At 66.7% G+C, this 19,718-nt stretch carries 16 protein-coding genes; 4 read left to right on the top strand and 12 right to left on the bottom strand.

From position 1 onward, the window contains the following. Positions 1-664 precede the first annotated feature (664 nt). Entirely contained in the window at positions 665-1,087 is a 423-nt protein-coding gene (locus ABD333_RS11845; RefSeq protein ID WP_344540397.1) for a hypothetical protein, read from the top strand. Positions 1,088-1,138: 51 nt separating this feature from the next. On the opposite strand, the gene ABD333_RS11850 is transcribed toward ABD333_RS11845, so the two are convergent. The 3 genes from ABD333_RS11850 to ABD333_RS11860 all read right to left on the bottom strand — a co-directional run bounded on the left by ABD333_RS11850 (position 1,139) and on the right by ABD333_RS11860 (position 3,715). Beyond that, positions 1,139-1,486, bottom strand: a complete 348-nt coding sequence (locus tag ABD333_RS11850; RefSeq protein ID WP_344540398.1) for a hypothetical protein — start codon at positions 1,484-1,486, stop codon at positions 1,139-1,141. Next, entirely contained in the window at positions 1,483-2,259 is a 777-nt protein-coding gene (locus tag ABD333_RS11855; RefSeq protein WP_344540400.1) for a MinD/ParA family ATP-binding protein, read from the bottom strand. The genes ABD333_RS11850 and ABD333_RS11855 overlap by 4 nt, the downstream gene beginning before the upstream one ends. Positions 2,260-3,454: 1,195 nt before the next feature. Next, complete coding sequence (locus ABD333_RS11860; protein WP_344540402.1) at positions 3,455-3,715, bottom strand: hypothetical protein; 261 nt, start codon at positions 3,713-3,715, stop codon at positions 3,455-3,457. 525 nt (positions 3,716-4,240) lie between these two features. Here ABD333_RS11860 and ABD333_RS11865 point away from each other — a divergent pair. The 3 genes from ABD333_RS11865 (at position 4,241) to ABD333_RS11875 (ending at position 7,910) form a co-directional block, all read left to right on the top strand. After that, positions 4,241-5,755 (top strand): hypothetical protein, encoded by a 1,515-nt coding sequence (locus ABD333_RS11865; protein WP_344540403.1) that lies wholly within the window; start codon positions 4,241-4,243, stop codon positions 5,753-5,755. Between the two features lie 255 nt (positions 5,756-6,010). After that, on the top strand, positions 6,011-6,970 hold the full coding sequence (locus ABD333_RS11870; protein WP_344540405.1) for a hypothetical protein: 960 nt from the start codon (positions 6,011-6,013) through the stop codon (positions 6,968-6,970). Positions 6,971-7,199: 229 nt separating this feature from the next. Beyond that, positions 7,200-7,910, top strand: a complete 711-nt coding sequence (locus tag ABD333_RS11875; RefSeq protein WP_344540407.1) for a VWA domain-containing protein — start codon at positions 7,200-7,202, stop codon at positions 7,908-7,910. Between the two features lie 48 nt (positions 7,911-7,958). Here ABD333_RS11875 and ABD333_RS11880 read toward each other — a convergent pair whose 3' ends face one another. The 9 genes from ABD333_RS11880 to bla all read right to left on the bottom strand — a co-directional run bounded on the left by ABD333_RS11880 (position 7,959) and on the right by bla (position 19,441). Continuing rightward, positions 7,959-8,882: a J domain-containing protein gene (locus ABD333_RS11880; RefSeq protein ID WP_344540409.1), complete on the bottom strand. Its 924-nt coding sequence runs from the start codon at positions 8,880-8,882 to the stop codon at positions 7,959-7,961. Continuing rightward, positions 8,879-9,505, bottom strand: coding sequence for a hypothetical protein (locus tag ABD333_RS11885; RefSeq protein WP_344540411.1), 627 nt, complete (start codon positions 9,503-9,505; stop codon positions 8,879-8,881). Before ABD333_RS11885 ends, ABD333_RS11880 begins: the two co-directional genes overlap by 4 nt. Before the next feature lie 295 nt (positions 9,506-9,800). Then, entirely contained in the window at positions 9,801-11,171 is a 1,371-nt protein-coding gene (locus ABD333_RS11890; RefSeq protein ID WP_344540413.1) for a hypothetical protein, read from the bottom strand. A 59-nt stretch (positions 11,172-11,230) separates the two neighbouring features. After that, entirely contained in the window at positions 11,231-12,106 is an 876-nt protein-coding gene (locus ABD333_RS11895; protein ID WP_344540475.1) for a DUF72 domain-containing protein, read from the bottom strand. 36 nt (positions 12,107-12,142) lie between these two features. Next, positions 12,143-14,362, bottom strand: coding sequence for an ATP-binding protein (locus ABD333_RS11900; protein ID WP_344540415.1), 2,220 nt, complete (start codon positions 14,360-14,362; stop codon positions 12,143-12,145). An 85-nt stretch (positions 14,363-14,447) separates the two neighbouring features. Next, positions 14,448-15,578: a hypothetical protein gene (locus tag ABD333_RS11905; RefSeq protein WP_344540417.1), complete on the bottom strand. Its 1,131-nt coding sequence runs from the start codon at positions 15,576-15,578 to the stop codon at positions 14,448-14,450. 208 nt (positions 15,579-15,786) lie between these two features. Beyond that, entirely contained in the window at positions 15,787-17,670 is a 1,884-nt protein-coding gene (locus ABD333_RS11910; RefSeq protein WP_344540419.1) for a DNA/RNA helicase domain-containing protein, read from the bottom strand. Between the two features lie 242 nt (positions 17,671-17,912). Continuing rightward, entirely contained in the window at positions 17,913-18,266 is a 354-nt protein-coding gene (locus tag ABD333_RS11915; RefSeq protein WP_410557201.1) for a nucleotide pyrophosphohydrolase, read from the bottom strand. Positions 18,267-18,484: 218 nt separating this feature from the next. Continuing rightward, positions 18,485-19,441: a class A beta-lactamase gene (bla, locus tag ABD333_RS11920; protein WP_344540421.1), complete on the bottom strand. Its 957-nt coding sequence runs from the start codon at positions 19,439-19,441 to the stop codon at positions 18,485-18,487. Positions 19,442-19,718 lie beyond the last annotated feature (277 nt).

A 19,718-nucleotide genomic window follows, 5' to 3' on the forward strand; every position in this document is an offset into this window, starting at 1 on the left:
CGTAGTTACCGCGTCGGCACTGTTACTAGCAGTCGCCATCGGGTCTCCTCTGTGGTCACCAGTGGCGTGGTCGTGCTCAGAACCGGCAGTTCCGCGGCGGCCGATCGCTGGGTCGGCCTCGAAGCGTCCAGCGGCAAGCTGCTCTGGGTCGCCAACCCACGAGGAGTGGTCGACGCCTCACAGGGCCTCTCGCCTCCGGTCGCCAGGACGTCCGGTGTCATCCCGGTGCGGACCATGACCCACGACCGGTTTACCGGAATCGACGTTCGTAACGGTCGTGTTCGCTGGACGGATCTCTAGACACGCGCGGCTTCCTGCCGCGCCTCGGTTATCGAATCGAGCACCGGTTATGACAGCGTGCTGCTGGAAGTGCGATGCCGCCGACGCCCGTCAGTACGCTGAAGTTGCCGACGTCCGCATACTCCCTCGCCGTCCCCGTCCGTTGCCACCGTTCCTTGCCCGCTGCCGGATGCAGTGCACGCACCCACGACGCCCTTTTGTCGCCCCGGAATCAGGGCGTTCCCGGTCCATGCCCGGCCTTCGACTCTTCTGCGCGCGGACTGTTCGGTAGCCAGTTGCCGGAGGGCATACCGGATGAGTCGCGCTCTACGTCCGTGCTGTCGAGAAATGTTCCTGGGGTGCTGCCGACCAGCAGGTTCAAAGCTTGGAGCTCGGCTACTCGTTGCATCGGCGGTCAGACGGAATCAGTGGCGCCGACGCTGCCCGTCGCGGGCTGGAGATCTTCGTCAAGGTCGACACGACGTTCCCCGACCGGACCACCGTGACGAGGATTCCAGGGTTGGGGGAGGGGGGTCACCTATTGGTCGGGCGATTCGGAAAGCCTTTGCCCGACTCGATGACGAAGACGAGCGTCATCGCCAGGCGCGGCAACGTGGCCGTCAAGGTCAGAGCGACCAGCCATGGCCAAGCCGCCACCGCCTCCGTACCGCCGTTTCTCGAACGAATGGCCCGAGCCGCCCTTGCGCCATTGAAGGCCGACTGGCACGGCGCACCAGCAGCCAAGGCGCGACGCGTTCGCGTTCTGGACGCATTGCGGGAATGGTCGTGCCGCTCTTTGGCCTATTGAGGCCGGTCGGGGCGGGGAGGCTTGCGATCCTCTTTCCGCGTCTGCAGTGTGTTATGGGATCGGTGGGGGCCAGACGGTCCCGCCGTACAGTTCGGCCATCACGTTGGCGCAGTGGCCGGCGACCTCGGCTGCCAGCGTGCTGCCGGCGGTCGCTCGCATCTCGACCCACCAGACGGGGGTCGGTACTGGCACGCCGAGCAGCCGTTCCGCCTCGCCAGGCACCTCGACCAGGAACGGATCTCTGATGACGACGAGCATCCGGCCGTTCTCGTCGAACAATTGGGCGCCGCTGACCTGCGTTTCCGTCTCAAGGCCCCAGCCGCTGGGCAGTTCGGCACGTTCGAGTAGCAGGGGAAGGTGGGGGTGATCAGTGGTCAGGACGACGAAGTCCCGGCTCACGGTGCGGTCCGGTCGAGTGAGTGGGCGAACGCCTGCGCGGCGACACGGACCGCGGCTGTACGGGCTGCGGCTCCGAGGCGCTCGGCCGAGATCGTGATGCCGGGCGCGAGGTGCCGGTCGTACGGCACGATCTCGACTGAACGGCCGCCCGCGGCGAGGATGTGGCGTGCACGTTCGAGATCCGTGTCCGGGTTCGGGGTGTGGGCGGCGAGAACGATGACCGTGCGAGCCAGGAGCGACACATAGCCGTTCTCGCCGAACCAGCGAAGGGCGGCTCGGGCGCTGAGTGCGCCGTCCGCGGTTCCCGGAGCCACGAACACCTGGGCGTGAGCCGTCGACAGGATCTTTTTGTGGAGGCGGGTGACCAGGCCGGCGCCGCAGTCGACCACTGAGGTCGAGAAGTAGCGGCTCACCCGTCCCGTTCCTGCCTCGAACTCCGCGAAGTCGAGCTCGTCGCCGATCTCACCGCCCGCGTTGCAGGACATCAGCCAGAGGCCCTGCGGCGTCCGGGCTACGAAGGAGGAGGCCTCGTCCCATGAGGCCGGACGGGCGGTCGCGAGATCGCGGAGCGAACGGCGCGGCGTGACGCCGAGCCTCAGCGGCAGCGAGCCCATTCCCGGATCCGCGTCGATCGCGAGCACTCGGTCTTGGCGGTGGTAGCGGATGATGTCGGCGACGAGCGCCGTCATGCTCGACTTGCCTGCGCCGCCGCGAATGCTGGTGACGACGATCCTGCGGCATGACGGCACCGGCTGCCCTAGAAGCGCGGCCAACTGTGCGGACTCGCGTACATCCGCAGCGGCCGAAGCACCGATGACTTTCCACACGCTCTGACGTATGCGGCGCCCGGCCGGATCACCATGGGGGTTGCGCCGGATCAGTTCGTCGGCTGTCAGATGGTCCGCAGGAACGGGCCGTGGCGTCGGCGGTGCATATGGCGTCTGAACGGCTGACGGGCCGGATAGTGCGTGCTCAGAGGGAGCGTTGGGCCCGTTGGGTGCGTGAGAGCGCGTGGCCAGTTCGCTGGCGATCCAGGGGCCGGACGCCGTCGGTGCTGGTGCACTATGGGCGCCGTGTGTGCCGTTCTCAGGCTGCGGTGATTCGTTGCTCGGGACCTTGAAGGTCTCTGGCTGTACGGCCGAACTAGTGCCTGAGGGTGGTGTTCGCTGTGTGGGCGAGTTTTGTGCCGGGGATCCGAAGGCCGCAGGGATGGGCGTAACGCCGACGGCTACGTCCAGAGCACCGGCGTCCGCGAGGGGTACGGACGTGTTTTCTGTCCGTGGCTGGAGCGGAGGTGGGGAAGAGCGCGGGGCGGGCGGGACCAGGCCGGTATCGAGCGCGCCGAGCTCTCGCAGCACGTCGTGCTGCCAATCCGGGTGAGCCACCGGTTCCTCTCAGCCTCGCTTCAGCAAGGACGAATGACCGAAATCCTGACGAGTCTAGTCATGCCACGTCGCGCAAGCTCCCGTGCTGCGCCGTCCGTTCTGGAAGCGTCGCACTGCCCCCCGGTGACGTGGGGCAGTGATGCCGAACGCAGGAGATCGGACGATGGAACGCGAGCCGTGGCGGCCGTTCCTGGCGCGCTGCAGCAACTGTGGATCATCAGCGTGCGCGACCCCCGCGCAGGACACGCCCCTCGGACCAGCATCTCGTCCGTGGGACCAGAGCTCCAGGACCGCGCGGACCAGGCAATGACCGTCGCTGTCACTCAGGTAGGTCGGCTTAGGCGTGCCCTGCTCGATGGCGCGCTCGGCCAGTTCTTCACGAATCCCGTGCGTGGGTCTCACAAATTACGAAGCGTAGGTCCACGGGCACACGCAGCTGATGGTTTCCGCCTATCCAGTCCCTCCACATCGCAAAGCCGCCCCCGCCAAGGCGGTCATGCGTCCGACGGACGAGGGTGGTCCAGCAACTCGGCGGGCCGTGCCGCGTTGTGCTGAGAATGATCCGCGCAGTAGTTGTTGAAGATCACCTGAGTCGTCGAGGCGTCCGCGGTTTGGGCTTCTGGAGGCCGTTTGTCCACGTGCGCAGCTCGTCCTCGCTGTAGAGGTGGACGAACCTGTCGTAGAGGTTGCGGCTGTCCCATCGCGTGCAGTGGCCGTGGAACCGGACGATCGCCAGTGTCGCGTCCGATTCTCCTCGTTCAATCAGCTGCGATGGCGCAGATCTGCACAGGCGCGGAAGTGCCATAGTCGCCAGGCCCTCCAGGTGCAGCGTCTCGACGTTCATGGCGGCCTCCTCCTACTCGTGGTGGGCCGCGGCGATGAGGTCTTCTTCGGAGTGCCGGGGGAAGCCGCCCGGGGGTGGAGTCGCCCTTGCACGGCGCGACGCCGCTGTACGGCGCTACGCCGCGCTCGATCAGTGCACGGACTCATCCGTCATGACTTGTGATGAAAGCGGACACCCCGGCCGCTCTGCCGGCGGAGTTGTACTGGCAGGAGGCGCTGGTGCTGCCTTCGACGCCATGCCTGGCTTCGCGGGCGAGGATGCTCCGGGAAACCGTGCCGACCAAGACTCGACCATGCTGAAAGCCGAGATACACCCCCGACGCCGTCGTTTTCTGGAACGTGCGGGGGACACAGCGCGGCAGGGTGAGCGGTGAATACAATAACTGTCCAGCCTTACTCGCAGTTATGAACAGTGACAATATGTGGCCACTGTCGGTCGGTACCCAGCCTGTTCGGCTGCTGTCTTCGGTGTCAGATTGCGCCTATGCGCAATCTGTTGGCGAGACGAAGGATCATCCGCGGGCTGGTGGCCGGAGTGCTGGGACTGGCAGTTTCCGCGGCGATCGCCGGACCGGCGACGGCGCAGGAACAGCCGGGCGGGACTGCGGGAGTCGATCGCTATCTCGATAAGGTGCGGCACGATCCGGTGCGGCTCCGAGCCTTCCTGCGCGACCTTCCCAAGGGCGGTGACCTGCATACCCACCTGTCGGGAGCGGTCTCTACCGAGTCGCTCATCGGATACGCCGCCGACGATGACATGTGCATCAATACAACGACGTTCGTCGCCGCGATGCCGCCCTGCGGGCCGGAGCAGCGACCTGCGCAGGATGCTGAGAAGGATCCGGACTTTCGTGCGCAGGTCATCGGCGCCTGGTCGATGGAGGGCTTCAAGCCCGGCCAGGGTGAGACGGGACACGACCACTTCTTCGCCACGTTCGGCAAGTTCGGCGCGGTGACCGATCGGCACCGGCCGCAGATGCTCGCCGAGGTGGTCGAGAAGGCCGCTCAGCAGAACGAGTCGTACATGGAAAGCATGACCACCCGGCAAGGCGGCGCGGTCTTCCAGCTCTCGCAGCGGATCGACTATGACGACGACTTCGCACGGATGCGTGAGAAACTGCTCGCTGACGGCGAGATGGCACGGATCGTCGCCGCGGCCAAGGCCGAGATCGACCGTGATGAGACGCAGTATCGCGGCCTGTTGCGATGCGGCACTCCGCAGGCGTCACGGGGCTGTGACCTGACGCTGCGCTATATCCATCAGGTCGGGCGTCTCAGCGAACCGAAGGTCGTCTTCGCGTACATGTTGTACGGCTTTGAGTTGGCGGAGGCGGAGGGAAGGTACGTCGCGCTGAATCTCGTACAGCCAGAAGACGGAGCCGTGGCTCTGCGCGACTATCGGCTGCACATGCGAATGCTCGACTATCTGCGCGGGCTCTACCGGCGGGCACACATCACGTTGCATGCGGGTGAGCTCGCACCGGGATTGGTACCGGATGCCGAACTTCGCTACCACATTCGGGAAGCGGTCGTGACCGGCCATGCCGAACGCATCGGGCACGGAGTGGACGCGCGGTACGAGGACGACTGGCCCGGCTTGATGCGCCTCATGGCGAAGCGACACGTGATGGTCGAAAGCCCGTTGACGAGTAACGCCCAGATCCTCGGCGTGGAAGGACGCAGCCACCCGTTCAACACCTACCGCGCCTTCGGGGTGCCCATCGCGCTGGCGACCGATGACGAGGGCGTCTCCCGTTCGGACCTGACCACGGACTACCAACGAGCTGTGACGAGCTACCGCCTGCGATACGGAGACCTGAAGAAGCTCGCGCGCACGGCGCTGGACCATGCGTTCTTGGACGGAAGCCGACTTTGGCGCGGACCGGACGACTTCCGGCCCGCCGCGGCGTGTGCCCGCGACCGTCTAGGCACACCCAACCCCAGCCGGGCATGCCGGGGACTCCTGGACGGCAGCGCCAAGGCCCGCCTGCAATGGCGGCAGGAGGCGAGGTTCCAAACCTTCGAACGCCGCTACGGCTGACACCGGCTCGCTCGTCCCCAGCAAGGTGGTGAGGTAGCGGCCCAAGTCGGCCGGCCATAAGCGATCGATGAGCGCCATGCGGAACTCGCCTGCCCGCGCAACCAGGTCTTCAGCATCGTGCACTTTGCTGCGGGCGGGAGATGAACCGACCCACCTTGTGATACGTCGGATGGACGTCAGCTCGGACGCCCCCTCCAGGTATGGACTACAGGCAGCCGAGGAGTCCATGTTCCGCCTCGATAAGGGGACAACGCGATGACGAACCCTGTTCATCCGGCGGCCGCAGTGCTCGACCCGGATATTCCCGAGCCCGCGCGAACGATCCTGGCTGCTCACGAGCGGGTGCTGCCGCCGCCGTTCGTGGCGATCCCTCGGCCGAGATTCGGTGGGCGTGGTCTGAAAGTGGCTGGTCTCGCGTTGGCGCAGGCGCCTCTCTGGGTTTACCTGCCGGCCCTTGCCTGCTGGACGTTCAGTAAGCGGATCAGGCTTCTGGGCATCGCGGCCCAGGTCGCGGTCTTCTGTCCCATCGTGTTCTTCGGCGTCTACGGCTTCGCCTTCAACACCATGATCGGGGTGCCGCTGCAACTCATCGCGTTCCTGGTCCTTCTGACACTGTCGGGTGAGCCGAAGTTGCCGAGACTGATGCGTCGGTATCAGGATCGGTACGTCCGTTCCCAAGACTTGGATGGCCAGGCCAAAGTACTGCTAAGCCGTGCGCAGACCGCTGTGGTAACGGTGTTCAACTCGCACGTGCACCGACAGGGACTGCTGGATGATGTGCGCAACACGGTGACGCTCCCGCATCAACTTTGGGACGTCGCACAGACGCTCGCAGAGCTGAGCCGCCTGCGCGCGGCGCAGGTGAGAGGGTCGCTTGGCCTGAACACCCCACGGGTCGTCGAGGCCCTGAGACCACAGCAGAGGGCGTTGGGCCTGGCGACCGAATCGGTGGTCAAACGTGTCGAGGCGTTGGAAGGTTACGCCGCGCGCACTCGCGCCGCTGACGAGGCATTTCTTGAGCTGCACGCTATTCAGGCCTTGGTCGAGGGCAACGGCGACTACCGCGAGCTCTTGGCGCGTACGGTACGGGACGAGTTGGCCTTGGCCGAGATCGATGGATTGACCGAACGAGCGCGTCTCATCGAGGAGGCTTTGCATGCGAGTGTCGAACAGGCCCGCCGGGTCGGTCTCTCCCTCATCCCTAAGGCGAGCTAGCACACGGCCGGTTCATCGTCTGCCGAGAGAGCTCAGCATCATCGGCGCAGGTCTCCTGATAATCCAGATCATCTTCTGGGCCGCCGCACTCACCCTGTAACAGCGCAGAGACCGTGGACTGCCGATACAGGGAACGGCCGGAAGTGGTCGGTTGCCTGGAATGCGGGCAGGGGACCGGGCGTACCGGCAGTGTGGGGGGCCGTATCTCGGAACACACGAAAGAGGCGCGATGCCCGTCAGCCTGGACAAGGTCCGAACCGTCGCCCCTGGTCTGGTCGACCTTTACAAGACGGCTCGGGTGAGCCTCGCCAAGCGCGGGCTGGGCGGTGAACGGGCAGCGGTCTACCTGGTGCTCGACCGGTCCGGCTCGATGCGCCGCTACTACAAGGACGGCACCGTCCAGCATCTGGGGGAACAGGTGCTGGCCCTATCAGCGAATCTGGACGACGACGGAGTGGTTCCCGTCGTCTTCTTCGACAAGGTCGCGCATCCCGTGGTCGAAGTGGGGCTCACGGGCTACCGCGGGCGGATCAACGCTGAGCATGAGCGGCTTGGTCACATGGGAACGACCAATTACGCCGCGGCGATGCAGGCGGTCGTCGACCACTATTCCCGTGCCGCTCCTGCGGCACCGGCTTTCGTGGTCTTCCAGACGGACGGTTCGCCGGACTCCCGCAGGGCCGCGGAGGCCATCTTGTGCGAGTCTTCTACGCTGCCCATATTCTGGCAGTTCATCGGTTTCGGTGACGACGAGTTCACGTTCCTGCGCAAGCTTGACGACCTGCCTGTTCCGCGCAAGCGCGCCATTGACAACGCCGGCTTCTTTGAGGCCGGCTCTGAGCCGATGGCCCTCGCGGATGAGGTCCTTTTCCAGAGGCTGACGGCGGAGTTTCCCGACTGGCTGAACGAGGCCCGCGCTGCGGGGATCGTCAAGCCCTGAGGGCGGCGGGTACGGACCCGACCGCGGGCTTCTCCGATATCGCCGCGGCTACCCTGCCCGGTCGAAGGTCGCCGGTGTCGGGGCGGAGGTGCGGGTTAGGGTGCCGGTTGTTCTGGGGGTTTTCGCTCCGTCGTGGTGGTAGGCGATGTGGAGTTTGTTCTTCTTGAGGGTGACGCGGATGTCGGCGTTGTCGCAGCCCTGGTCCTTGTCGGCGTGCTCCCTGAGCCACAGGACCTCGTTGGTGGACGAGGTGGGCGTGACCGAGCCCCCGCAGCTCCTGCCCGGGTAGAGGACCTGGCCCCGGACGCGTCCGGCGCGCAGCGTGAGCGTGACCTTGATCTTCGTGTCGTCGGGCGTTCCGTAGGTGCCCTTCCAGGTCCCGGCGAACTTCTTGGGCACCGCGGCGCCGATCTCGGGCTCCTGCTCGGACAGGACGCTGACGACGAACGAGAGCAGCATGAAGCCCGGCACCAGGGCCCACGCGGCGGCGCAGCCGATTCCGATGATGCTCGCCGCGCGGTGGCGGCGACGGCGGCGGATGGCCTGGTGGTGGGGGAACGGAGGGGGATGGTGGGGTGGCACCCGGGGTGGCGGGGGCGCTGACCGCGGCGGGGGTGGCGGCGGCGGGGGTGGCGGCGGGGGCGGCGGCGCGGCGCCTGTCTGGGCGGTTTCCCAGGGGTCGAAGATCAGCTCGGGTTCGTCCGGCGGTGGTTCGTCGGCGGAGCGGGCGAGGTACTCGTCGTACTCGGCGCGGCTCTTGTCGAGAATCTCGTACGCGGTGGCGCACAGTTGGAAGAGCTCTGTCGCTTCGGGGCCGCCGTTCGCTCGCGCATCGGGGTGATGCGTGCGGGCCAACCGGCGGTAGGCGCGCTTGATCTCCGTGGCCGAGGCGTCGGAAGCGACTCCGAGCACCTCGTAGGCGTCGCGCCCGTCCAGTTCCCAGTCGCGGCCGGTCGCGTTCGGCCGGTTCATTTCCCGGTGCGGCGCGTCACGGTGGCGCGCCGGCATTCCAGGTTCCAATGCGCCGTGGCGACGGTGTGCCCCGCGGGGATGATCCTGGTGCCGTTGGCGACGGTGACGCTTTGGGGACCGGCGAGATACAGCATGAACATCTTCAGGTGGTGCTCGTGGCCTTCGTAGTACCAGTCGCAGCGCAACACGCGTTCTCCGGCGAGGAAGGGTGCCTGCAGGAGTTCCTGGGCCTGCGGCGGAAGGTTGCCCAGCACCCCGCGCGCGTTCGCCGAGAGCCCGAGATCGGGCCCCGCCGGGGACGCGTCGTTGGCTGCGGTCGGCCCGGCGGCGTGCGGTGGCGGCGGGCGATGGTCCACGGTCATACGCCGGAACGAGGCGGGGTCGAGTTCGTACGACGACAGCGCGTAGACAGGGCGGTGCTCGGTGTTGAGCCGCGGCTCGGCGATGTAGAGGCCGCGGTCCCCGAACACGACGGCGTACGGACGTTGGTCCGGATCGGAGTCGTCCTCGTTGGCCCACCACTCGATGACATTGCCGGCTCGCTGGAGGAGGCGATCGCGCACCGCCGGGCCCATCGTGTCCCAGTGGTCTTGGCGCAGCGGGCCGCCTGACGACAGTCCCATCTCGCCGCGTTCATGGAGCGGAGCGGTGCCCGGGGCGTTCCGGGCGAGCCCCCGGCCTCGGCTGCGGTCCGGAGGGCCTGGCTGGGATGGGACAAGCCAGGACGATGACGACATCCGTACCGCCTTCTGTACCGCGTTCGACGATCGTTCAGAGCATAGGGTGGCCGCCTTCGCAGAGTCCCCGCATCGTCACGATTCCGGATGGCCGACTCCGGCAGCGTGGAAACATTGCCCCGGGCTTGGCGGACGTCCACGCCGCTCAGGATGCGTCGCCTGGCCTGCTCCTATCCGCCGGCTAGGGCAGCGAGGATTCCGTGGTGTGAACGAGGCGGTCCCGGGTGAGCCGCGCCGCCTCGGCGACGGGCGGTTGTGGATGGTGCGCGATCATGGCTTCCAGAACGCGCACGCCCTGCGGATGGTCGATCTCGCCGAAGAGTGAGATGAGCTTGGCCATCTTGGCGGGTTCCTGGTCGACGTAGCCGAGCCGTTCGATCATCTCGGGCGCGGGCGTGCCGGCCTGCAGGCTCATCGCCGCCAGATCGACGAGAGCCCACGTGTTTGCGGCCCTGTCTGGCACGGGCGCCTGCTGCTTCTCGTCCTCGGTCAGGAAGTTGTGTGCCAGCGCGCCGAGCTCGGGGTCGGCGACGAGCTCGATCAGGACGCGGCGCCCGGTCTGCCCGAACGCGCCGTCCATCGTTCCGGCCAGCAGGTCGAGCCCCGCGCGGCGGGCGATCGGGCTCACCCCGCGCAGCGCGCTGCGGAGCTCCGCGGCGCCCACCTCGACCGAACGCTCGGACAGCCACGCGCGCACCTCCTCGGCGATGTGGTCGACGCGGTAGACGGAAAGCGCCTCCAGCAGCGTGGTCGCGTCGGCGCCGGCGTACGACCCGACGGCCGGGATCGTCAGCCCGCTCGCCTCTTCGAGCATGGCGCGGCACACGAACCTCCCCAGCGGCGTGATCCACACGCCGAGCCCGTCCTGGCCGACGAGGCCCGCCTGCATGAGCAGGCCGACATGGATGCGAACGCACTCCCGGGCCTTGACCCCGGGCGTCGGTGACAGGTGCTCGTGCAGGACCCGCCCCTCCTGCGTGTACATGAAGACGAGCAAGTTGGTGCAGAGCCCGATCTCCTCGCGGTCGGCGCACTCGCGGTCGGCGCGTTCGCCGAGGCTCCAGTGGTCCAGCATGGCGATGAGGAACGTCCGCCACGCGCTCAGCGCCGCCTCGGCGTCAGGCCCCATGAGCGCGACCGCGCCCGGACCCGGCCAGGCCAGCGACCGCGCCCGGTCGACATGCAGGATGCCGGTCCGCGTCAGCAGCCTCCAGAACCGCAGAGCCGCTCGCGACTTCTCCTCCGACTGGTGAACGGCGCGCTGCTCGGACTCGTCCAGCACCCCCAGAAGATCGGAGAAGCTCTCCACCGTCGGCGCACCGTCCTCCTCGACCTCAAGCCCCGAACGCGCCCGTTCGATCTGCGACGCCACCACCTCGTGGAGAACGGACTGCCGCGCCGCCGCGACCAGCTCGCCCGACTCCGCGATCCTGACCGCAGGGCCGAGGAGACGACCGCCCTGCCGGCTGTCGCCCAGATAGGTCCGTCTGGGCGTTCGCTGCTCGATGGCGCGTCCGGCAAGCTCCTCGCGGATCCCGTGCGTAGGTCTCACAAATCACGAAGCGTAGGCCCACAGGCACACACAGGTGATGCTTTCCGCCCATCTCGCGGTCATGCCTCCGCCGGACCGGCACCGTTCAGCAACGCGGCCATCCGCGCCGCGTTGCGCTGCGAATGGTCGGCGCAGCAGTTGTTGAAGATCACGTGCGTCATCGCCGCGTCTCCTGCCAGCTCCTCCAGACGGCGTGCCCATGCCTGAAGCTCTTCCTCGCCGTACAGATAGGCGAACTTGTCGTAGACGTTACGGCTGTCCCATCGGGGACTGTGCCCGTGGAAGCGGACGACCGCCAGATCGGACGTCGCCGCCAGCACCGGCGGCACCGACGACGAATGCCCCTGCGGCATGTCCACGCACACGTACGGAACGTCATGCCGCGCCAAGAACTCCAACGTCGCGTCGCGGTTGTCCTCGTTCAGCCAGCTGTGGTGCCGGAACTCCACGCAGACACGCACCGGCGCGCAGCGCTCCTTCACCTCCAGCACGTAGGCCCGATTCCGTTCGCCGAACGGAAACCACCGCGGAAACTGAAACAACACAGCCCCGAGCTTGCCCGCCTCGTACAACGGCCACAGCGCGCTCAGGAACCGTTCCCACACTTCCTCGGCCACATGATCGGGCACGTCCTTGAGGTAGACCGACTGCTTGTCGGGCACCAGCCCCCGCAAATCCTTGTAGAGCGCGGCGACCCGCGTCGGATGCTGGGTGAGCAACGAGAACGCCTTGACATTGAAAGTGAACCCATCAGGCGTACGGTCACGCCACAGCCGCGCGGTCTGCTCCGCCGGAGGCGCGTAGTACGTCGAATCCACCTCGACCAGCGAAAACTGCGTCGCATAGAACCGCAACCGATCCTCAGCCGTCGTGGCCGAGGCGGGATACCACCCCGATTCCAGCAACGTCCGATCAGTCCAAGAAGCCGTCCCCACCAAAACCAGACCCATCCCAAAAGTCTAGAAACCGCTTCAGAAAGGCGGAGGGATATCGCCTGAATCGTCCTCGTCCGGCTGGCCGCCCGGCTGGCTGGCCGGCCTGGCGGGTGGACGCGTCGCGATGATCCAGGTGGTCGGCCGCCCCCTCTCGTCCGGGCGCCGTTCGGTCCGCCAGGCCGTGTCCTGTACGCCGACGAGGTCATTGAGCGCGGGGACGACGGACTGATAGGCCCAGTCGAACTGGTTACCGACGATGTCCTCTCCCGGGCCGTGCGCGGCGAGCAGCCCCTGGACCCGGCCCCACTTGATTCCCTCAGGACGGCTCAGCTTGTCCCAGAACTCGCGGCTCTGCCCCAGCGCGCTGATGGCGTTGGCCCGGTAGCTCGTGTCGACGTCGACGGGCTCGTCCGGCGGGACCGTCTCGGATTCCTCCGGACTGACGGGCACGGGCGTTCCGGAGGCGGTGTCCGCACGCAGTGTCGCCGCGTTCACCGCGTCCTGGAAGCGCCGACGCAACCGCGCGGCATAGATGTCGAGCGGTCCGGCGGTCGAGGACGGCTCGCGCGGTTTGTGGCTGTCGTTGAAGCTCAGCGCCCGGACGCTCAGCGGATACGGACGGGCGTGACTGTCGGTTCCCGGAGCACTCGACCAGAAGATTCCATGGCCGACGAGCGGTTCGTTGAGCAGTGCGGACAGAAGGTCGTCGGAGAAATGCGCGTTCGCCCGCTTGAGCGCCATGAGGTCCGCCGCCGACAGCAGGTGGAACACGAAGAAGTTGTCACCCTGGCTGAGGAGTTCGTCCGGGATGCTGCCCGGCTGCTGCGTGATCATCATCGCGCCGAGGTCGTACTTGCGGCCTTCCTTGACCCAGGCGACGAACGGGCCTTCATCGGAGGAGCGCGCGGCGCTGAGCATCGACTGGGCCTCTTCGATCACCGCGATCGTCGGAATGGTCTTCGGATTCGCGGCGGTGAACTCGTTCTGGTTGTGCTCGAAGATGTCGGCGAGGATCACACCGGCGAGCTGGAGCCCCTCCTGGCCGCGCATCCGGGAGACGTCGACGATGCAGAGCTTGCCCTCGCTCAGTGCCCTCTTGAGCGCGGTGAGGAGCTGGCTGGATTTGTCGTGGAGCGCGCTCACCACCCGCGTCATGTTGGCTATCGCGGCGGTGACCTGTACGTCATCGGCGGGAAGGCCGAGCAGCCGGCCGACCTTGGCCGGATCGGCGTTGATCCGATGCCGGTCGATGTCGTCCACGAGTTCGCGCCACTTCGCCGGGGACAGGCCCTTGAGCTTGGCGACGTTCTGGTGGTCCTGCCTCTCGCGGGAGAGCGCGATGCCGAGCACTCGCGCAGCGGGCAGTTGCCGGATGTCGAGTTTCACGCCGTCCACCACGAACGACTGGTAGGCCGGAGACGGAGCGTGGCGGTCGGTGAAGACGACGAGACGGTCCGCCAGGTGCTCGACGTCGCACAGTCCCGGCCTGCCCTGGTGGTCCGGCCAGAAGTACTCCCCGTCGGGATCGAAGATCACCGTGCCGACGGGCGCCTTCGTCCCACCGCGGCGAGGTACGGCGGGATCACCGGCGTAGAGGCTGGAGAAAAGCAGTTTGACGAGGTTGGACTTGCCGAAGCCGGCCCGCGCGAAGACGAAGCTCCGGCGGGCGAGGAGCTTGCTGATCTGGAACTTCGGCATGACCGCGGGGGATTTGACGACCATCCAGGGCTCGGGATGCGCTCGTTCGTCGTCGCCGCAATACACGAATTCACCGAACGCCAGAAACCCGATGGGGACGGCGTCCTCCGCGTTGTCATTGGCGTTGGAGACCTCCTGGAGCAGATCCGGGCTCAAGAAGGCCACCTGGGCGCCCACGTGAGGCAGCCGTCGATGGCTGGGGACGAAGAGGAGTTTGTCGCCCTCCCGCCGGAGCACCCCGAGAATGCGGATGTCGACCTTGTACTTCAGATACTGCTCGCGCAGCTCCTCCGGGATCGGGCGCTGGTCCCGGACGGCTCGGTTGGCGTAGTCCTCGCCGATCGGGGAGACGAGCCGGCCCTGCGAGGAGATGTTGGTGATCCGCCCGAAGACGGCCTCGTCCTCGTGTTCCAGCTGCACCAGGATGAACTGCCCGTGCATCGCGATGGACTGGAACTCGTCCTTGTACGGCAGCACCAGGTCGGCGTGGAACTCCATCCCGCTGTCGGAGAAGCCGCGGAAGGTGCCGACCACGTGGTCGCGTTCGAACAGGGTCATCGGGTGGCGGGCTCCTGTCCGGTCGGGGGAGACGTGCGTTCAGGCGACGGCGCGGCTCCGCTCATTCGTCTCTGCGGGCCGCGACTCATTCGTATCTGCGGGCCGCGACGTCCGTGGCGAGCCGCAGGGCGTCCACGATGGGGGCGAGCTCCGGACCGACCTCCTCGCGCACCGCGTCCACGAGGCTGTCCTCCACGATGCTCATGTCGAGATCGGCCACGCGGGAGAACGCGTCCGCCTGCTGGAGGCAGTGCGGATAGAGGGGAATCGGAAAACCCGCCACGGCGTCGGCGAGCAGGTAGCCGAAAATGGTCTGTGCCTCTGCCGTCTGACAGGCGAGCAGATCGACCGTCCACACCGGGTCGCCGGAATGAGGGCCGAAACGAACGAAGTACATCGCGCCGATATTGGTTCTCGGGTTCGGTCGCGAGGAATCACCGGCGCCCACGTTCTGGTAGTAGTCGGGCTCCACCCGGTAGACCCGTTCCTGCAAATTGTGCGGCACCGGTACGAAGCAGGGGGAGCCGCGCCCGAAGATCCTGGCCAGGGACATGGCGAGCCGGTAATACTCCAGCACCTCGGTCTTCTTCGCCAGGCCGACCAGCCAGATCCTGCGACGGTCATGCCTCGCCACGCGATCGATCGCCCGCCTCATCAGGTCGTACATCCGGGCGAAGAGATCGCCGGTGAAGACCCGGGTGCGCAATCGGCCATCGCGTACGACGAGGGTGTCGTTGACGTGGTCGCGGTAGCAGATCAAGTCGTACAGGGTCGCCCACTCACAGAGGTCCCGGTAGACCTGTACCCACCCCGGTGTCCTTGCCGACAACATCGGCGAGAGCTCGGAAAGCGTCCGCACCCCCAGGTCGGCCATCAAGCGGCCGAGCGGCGTGGTCGGCGCGGCCTCACGCCCGAAATGCTTGGCCGAGAGCGCGTCGATGTCCGCGGTCGGTGACACGACGTCGAGAAGAAGCTCCTTGCCCTGCGAGTCCACGACCCGGACGACCTGGAGATAGAAGGGATTGAAGATCACCTGGTTGTTGCCGCCGTCCGAGGCGGTCAGGGCGACCGACGCCGCGGCGCGGGGCTTGATGGTGCGAACCTCTCCCGCCATCGGCCGCACCTCGGCGATCAGTTCGTCGAGGAGCCGCCGGTCCAGCGCCGCCTGCGACCGGATGCGCCGCCGCAATTCGGTGAGCTGATCAGGGTCGAACACGCGCTCTCCCAGGCTCCGTCGACTGTCCCGCACGCAAAGACGACAACACACACGATGACACGGAGCCCTTAACGGAAACGACCGTCTCAGGAGAACGCACGCTTTTCGCGTCGAGATCTGACCACGACCGGTCACAAAGGTTTTCGCGCGGATGAACAGGCGGCCGTGTCGGCACGCTGTTCGCCGGACTCCGGTCTGGGTCGGTTGTTCACCGATGGCGTTCGAGCAGCGTGGAAAGGAAGAGCTGGGTTTCGGGGTCGGTGGAGTACAGGATCGTGCCGATCATGCCTCGGGTCAGGAGGACCTTGTAGGTGTTGCGGATCAGGCGGTCGGCCTGAACGTCGGTGACCGTTCTGGGTTTGAGGGCGGGGTCCTTGCTCGCCGCACGGACCGTGATCAGGCGGCCGTTGCGGTAAAGGAGGTCTGGGCCCAGGATGACGCCGTTCCAGTCGTACTCGAAGCCCTGGGCGGTGTAGACGCAGCCGACCTGTCCGAAGCCGCCTTCGTGGGTCGCCCAGAGGTCACTGGGCGGGGCGTCGCCGATCGAGCGATCGCCCTTGACGTTCCAGGGCCGCGCCCAGTCGCCGACCACCACGTCCGACACCAGAGTGATGGCTTGGCCCAGGTGGTTTTTCTGTGGGTCGCTCCAAGGCCAGCAGAAGCCGGCTGTCATACGGACGGTGTAGCCCCCGGCCTGGTGGCTCTTGAGTACGGCTTCGAGGTCGTACGGGGAGTCGGCGAGGGCCACTTCGAAATTGTCGTCGCCCGTCCAGGGTGAGGGGGCGTCGCCGTCCAGGCCGAGGAGGCTGAGGACCCACTCCTCGTACTTGCGGCTGCCGCCGCAGCGGAACTGTTCGTCCAGGGAGACGTGGTGGACGGTGAGGCCTTTGGCTTCGGCCTGGTTTCGGATCTGGTCGACAGTGCCCATCTCGCCGGGGCGTACGACCTGGTGTTCGTCGAGGAGGAAGACGGGAACGCGGGCGGCGTCGATGAGCTCGTCGACTTGGGGACGGCCGGTGCGCAGGCGGGCGGTGGTGTAGCGGTTGGCCGAGACCTCACGGATGCGGTGCGCCTCGTCGCAGATAAGGACGTCCAAGCCGTTCTTCTTGGCCTCCATGAAGTTGTTGAAGTACTTGAACATGGCCTTGGTCTGGGACGAGCCCTTGGCCACGTATTTGCGCATGGTCTGGGTGAACGACTTGGAGCCGGTGGCGTGGAGGACCGAGTAGCCCTGGCGGGACAGCTCGCCCAGGAGGGAGAGCGCGATGACGCTCTTGCCGCTGCCGGGGCCGCCCGTGATGACCACCACTGTTTTGATGTCTTCGCGGTGCGCCTTGTCTACGGCGTGCCACACCATTTCGTACGCGAGGCGCTGCTCGGCGAGAAGCGTGAACTGCTCACGGTTCTTGATCTCTTCGGCGGCGAGCTTGAGGAGTTGTTTGGACGGCCTGACCTCGCTGGCGAGGAGGCGGTCCGCGGCCGGCGCGCCGGGCTCCGGGGCGAAGCGGTCACGGAGGTACTCGACGAACGCGCCGCGGGTGGTCTGGGTGAAGAGGCGGGTGCGGTCGTCCTGCACCGTGTCGTAAAGGTCGGCTACGTCGTTGCGGGCCGCGTTGTGCAGATAGGCAACGGCGTGGAGCGCGTCCGGGTGGTCGGCCAGCACCGTGAGGAAATCCAGGATGTAGTCGCTGTAACCCTGGGCCTGGAGGGACGGGTGCAACTTGGGCTTGCCCGTCATGTTCTGAACGAGGACGCGGCGTTGGTCGTCCTCCCAGACCTCGGCGTGGCTCCATTGTTTGAGCTCGACCACGACGTACGCGTCGCCGCCCGTGCGGCGGTCGACGCCCGCGAGGATCACGTCGGCGCGCTTGCTGGTCAGGGGCAGCTGGTATTCGATGAGCATCTCGACCTGGCCGAGCCCGGCCTCCATGAGGTCGTGCGCCAGGATGGGGACGCTGTGGTCCCAGGCCCGCTGCTCCGAGTCCGACACGTTGAGGTTCGCGGCCATCATCAGGTGTTCGGCCAGAACGGCGCTGAGCCGCTGTTCGAGAGGCGACAGCAGGGCTTGCGCGGTGCGACGGAAGACCGTCACGGGACCTACCCCCAGGCAGCACGAAGATCTCGTGCGGTATTGGGGGCATATCCGCGATCAAGCGATCGGTGGAAGCCCGGCGGTCCGCATCTCTGTTACGGCCGAAGACTATCGGCGATCAATGACATTTCGGGTGCCGTTCGCGCCAGCCGTACCTTGACGGATGTGATGGCCGGAGAGGCTCGGCGCGCATCGCATGCCGGTCTTCGTCGGGTATGTCGGGGATTGGGTGTCTTGGCGGCTCAGAGGGGTGGGGCTTTGCGGGCTGAGCCTCGGTAGGCGTCGGCGTCGTAGCGTTGGGCGTTCTCTGCCAGCTTGGCGGCCGCAGACTCCACGAGGTCGACGTCCAGGAGGTCGGCTAGGCGGATCAGGTAGAGGAAGACGTCGGCCAGCTCGCCTTGAACGCGGGGACCGGCTTTGGGGTCGTCCATGACGTTCCACGATTCTTCTGGGGTGAGCCATTGCAGCTCGGCCAGGAGCTCGCCTGTTTCTCCGGCCAGGGCCATCGCGAGGTTCTTCGGGGTGTGAAACTGCTCCCAGTCGCGTTCCGCCGCGAACATTCGGAGGCGGTCGGCGAGGTCATCGATGCTCGTCACCGGGCCAGCCTACGGGCGGTCAATGCGGACGGGATGACGGACCATAAGGGTGTTGCTAACGACGGCCAGTGCAGTAATTGGGGCAGGCGCGAACGCGTATCCGTCACGAAGGCGTCGGGTCGGGCCTTCGGTTGGCGTGAGCGGGCGGTGGGCAGTCTGGCGACGAGTCGGGATGCGGCCGGGCACCGCAGGCGGTTGTGCCTGCGGTGCCCGGTCGGTCAGGACATTCTGCCCAGGCCGCGTAGCAGGACCTTGGTCACCTTGCCGAAGATCTTGGGGTCTGACTTGCCGTTCTCGGCGTGGCGGTGGCTGTAGATCGCGATGATCAGCGGGGCGCCGGACGGGGGGTGGACGACCGCGATGTCCCCGCCCGTTCCGTAGTAGAAGCCGTGGCCCGTCTTGTCGCCGACGGTCCAGGTGTCGGGGAGCCCGGCGCGGATGTGCATGTTGCCGGTGTAGTTGCCGCGCATCCAGGTGAGCAGCTGCTGCCGGTCCTGCGGGACCAGGGCGGAGCCCAGGGTGAGCTTCTGGAGGGTGCCCGCCATGGACGCTGGCGTGACGGTGCCCTGGACGTCGCCCACCTTCCAGTAGCTGTGCTCGGGCTCGAAGCGGTCGACCCGCCCGAACCGGTCGCCCAGGGAACGGTAGAAGCGCGTCACTCCGGCGGGGCCGCCGATCTGCTTGAGCAGGAGGTTGGCGGCCGTGTTGTCGCTGGTGGTGATGGTGGCCTGGCACAGCTGCCACACCGTCAGGCCGCCCGCCAGGCTCCTCTCGTTGCTGGTGATCGGTGAGTTGGCCACCAGATCGTCCTTGGTCCAGCGCAGGTTCTTTCGCAGGAGAGCAGGGTCGGACGTGCGCGCCTTGTGGAGGACCGCGCCGCACAGGGGAGCCTTGAAGGTCGAGTCGCTGGCGAAGCGCTCGTTCGGCCGGTAGGAGACGGCCTTCCCGGTGCCGGTGTCGATCGCGAACGCGCCGAGGCGTCCCTTGTAGGACGTTTCGAGCTTGCGCAGTTCCTGGCCGACATCGACCTGCGTGCTGGGCCGGGTGTTGCTGCCCGCGCTGCGCGTGGCGGTGGTGCCCTGTGAGCTGCAGGCGACGCCGGTGAACATCGTCGAGATCACCATCACGGAGATCCCCGCCCTGACCCGGAGCCGCCGGGAACGGGTGTGCCGCATGTTGCCCCCTCGTCTTGATCTTCGTTGGGGAGAGCAGACCAGAGACTCCGGCTTGATGTCCAATATTGATATGGCTTCCCGATCAATATCGAATCTCATATACATGGGTTATGGGCTGGTCGTTTCGGATGGCCCACTCTCCGAGCCGGGTCCACCCGAGGCGAATGGTCCACGCCTCGCAAAGAGGCCCGTGACCAGGTGTCAAGCACCGAATCATGGTGTCGGGGACGTAACAATCGCCCGCCCCACCACGATTTTCCCTTCATGTCGCAAAAGC

This window comes from Actinomadura fulvescens (assembly GCF_039533225.1).
GTDB lineage: Bacteria > Actinomycetota > Actinomycetes > Streptosporangiales > Streptosporangiaceae > Spirillospora > Spirillospora fulvescens.

Coding starts and splice junctions, on each gene's coding strand:
- ABD333_RS11860 (WP_344540402.1), bottom strand. CDS start 3,715: ATGAACGTCGAGACGCTGCACCTGGAGGGCCTGGCGACTATGGCACTT.
- ABD333_RS11870 (WP_344540405.1), top strand. CDS start 6,011: ATGACGAACCCTGTTCATCCGGCGGCCGCAGTGCTCGACCCGGATATT.
- ABD333_RS11875 (WP_344540407.1), top strand. CDS start 7,200: ATGCCCGTCAGCCTGGACAAGGTCCGAACCGTCGCCCCTGGTCTGGTC.
- ABD333_RS11880 (WP_344540409.1), bottom strand. CDS start 8,882: ATGAACCGGCCGAACGCGACCGGCCGCGACTGGGAACTGGACGGGCGC.
- ABD333_RS11885 (WP_344540411.1), bottom strand. CDS start 9,505: ATGGGACTGTCGTCAGGCGGCCCGCTGCGCCAAGACCACTGGGACACG.
- ABD333_RS11900 (WP_344540415.1), bottom strand. CDS start 14,362: ATGACCCTGTTCGAACGCGACCACGTGGTCGGCACCTTCCGCGGCTTC.
- bla (WP_344540421.1), bottom strand. CDS start 19,441: ATGCGGCACACCCGTTCCCGGCGGCTCCGGGTCAGGGCGGGGATCTCC.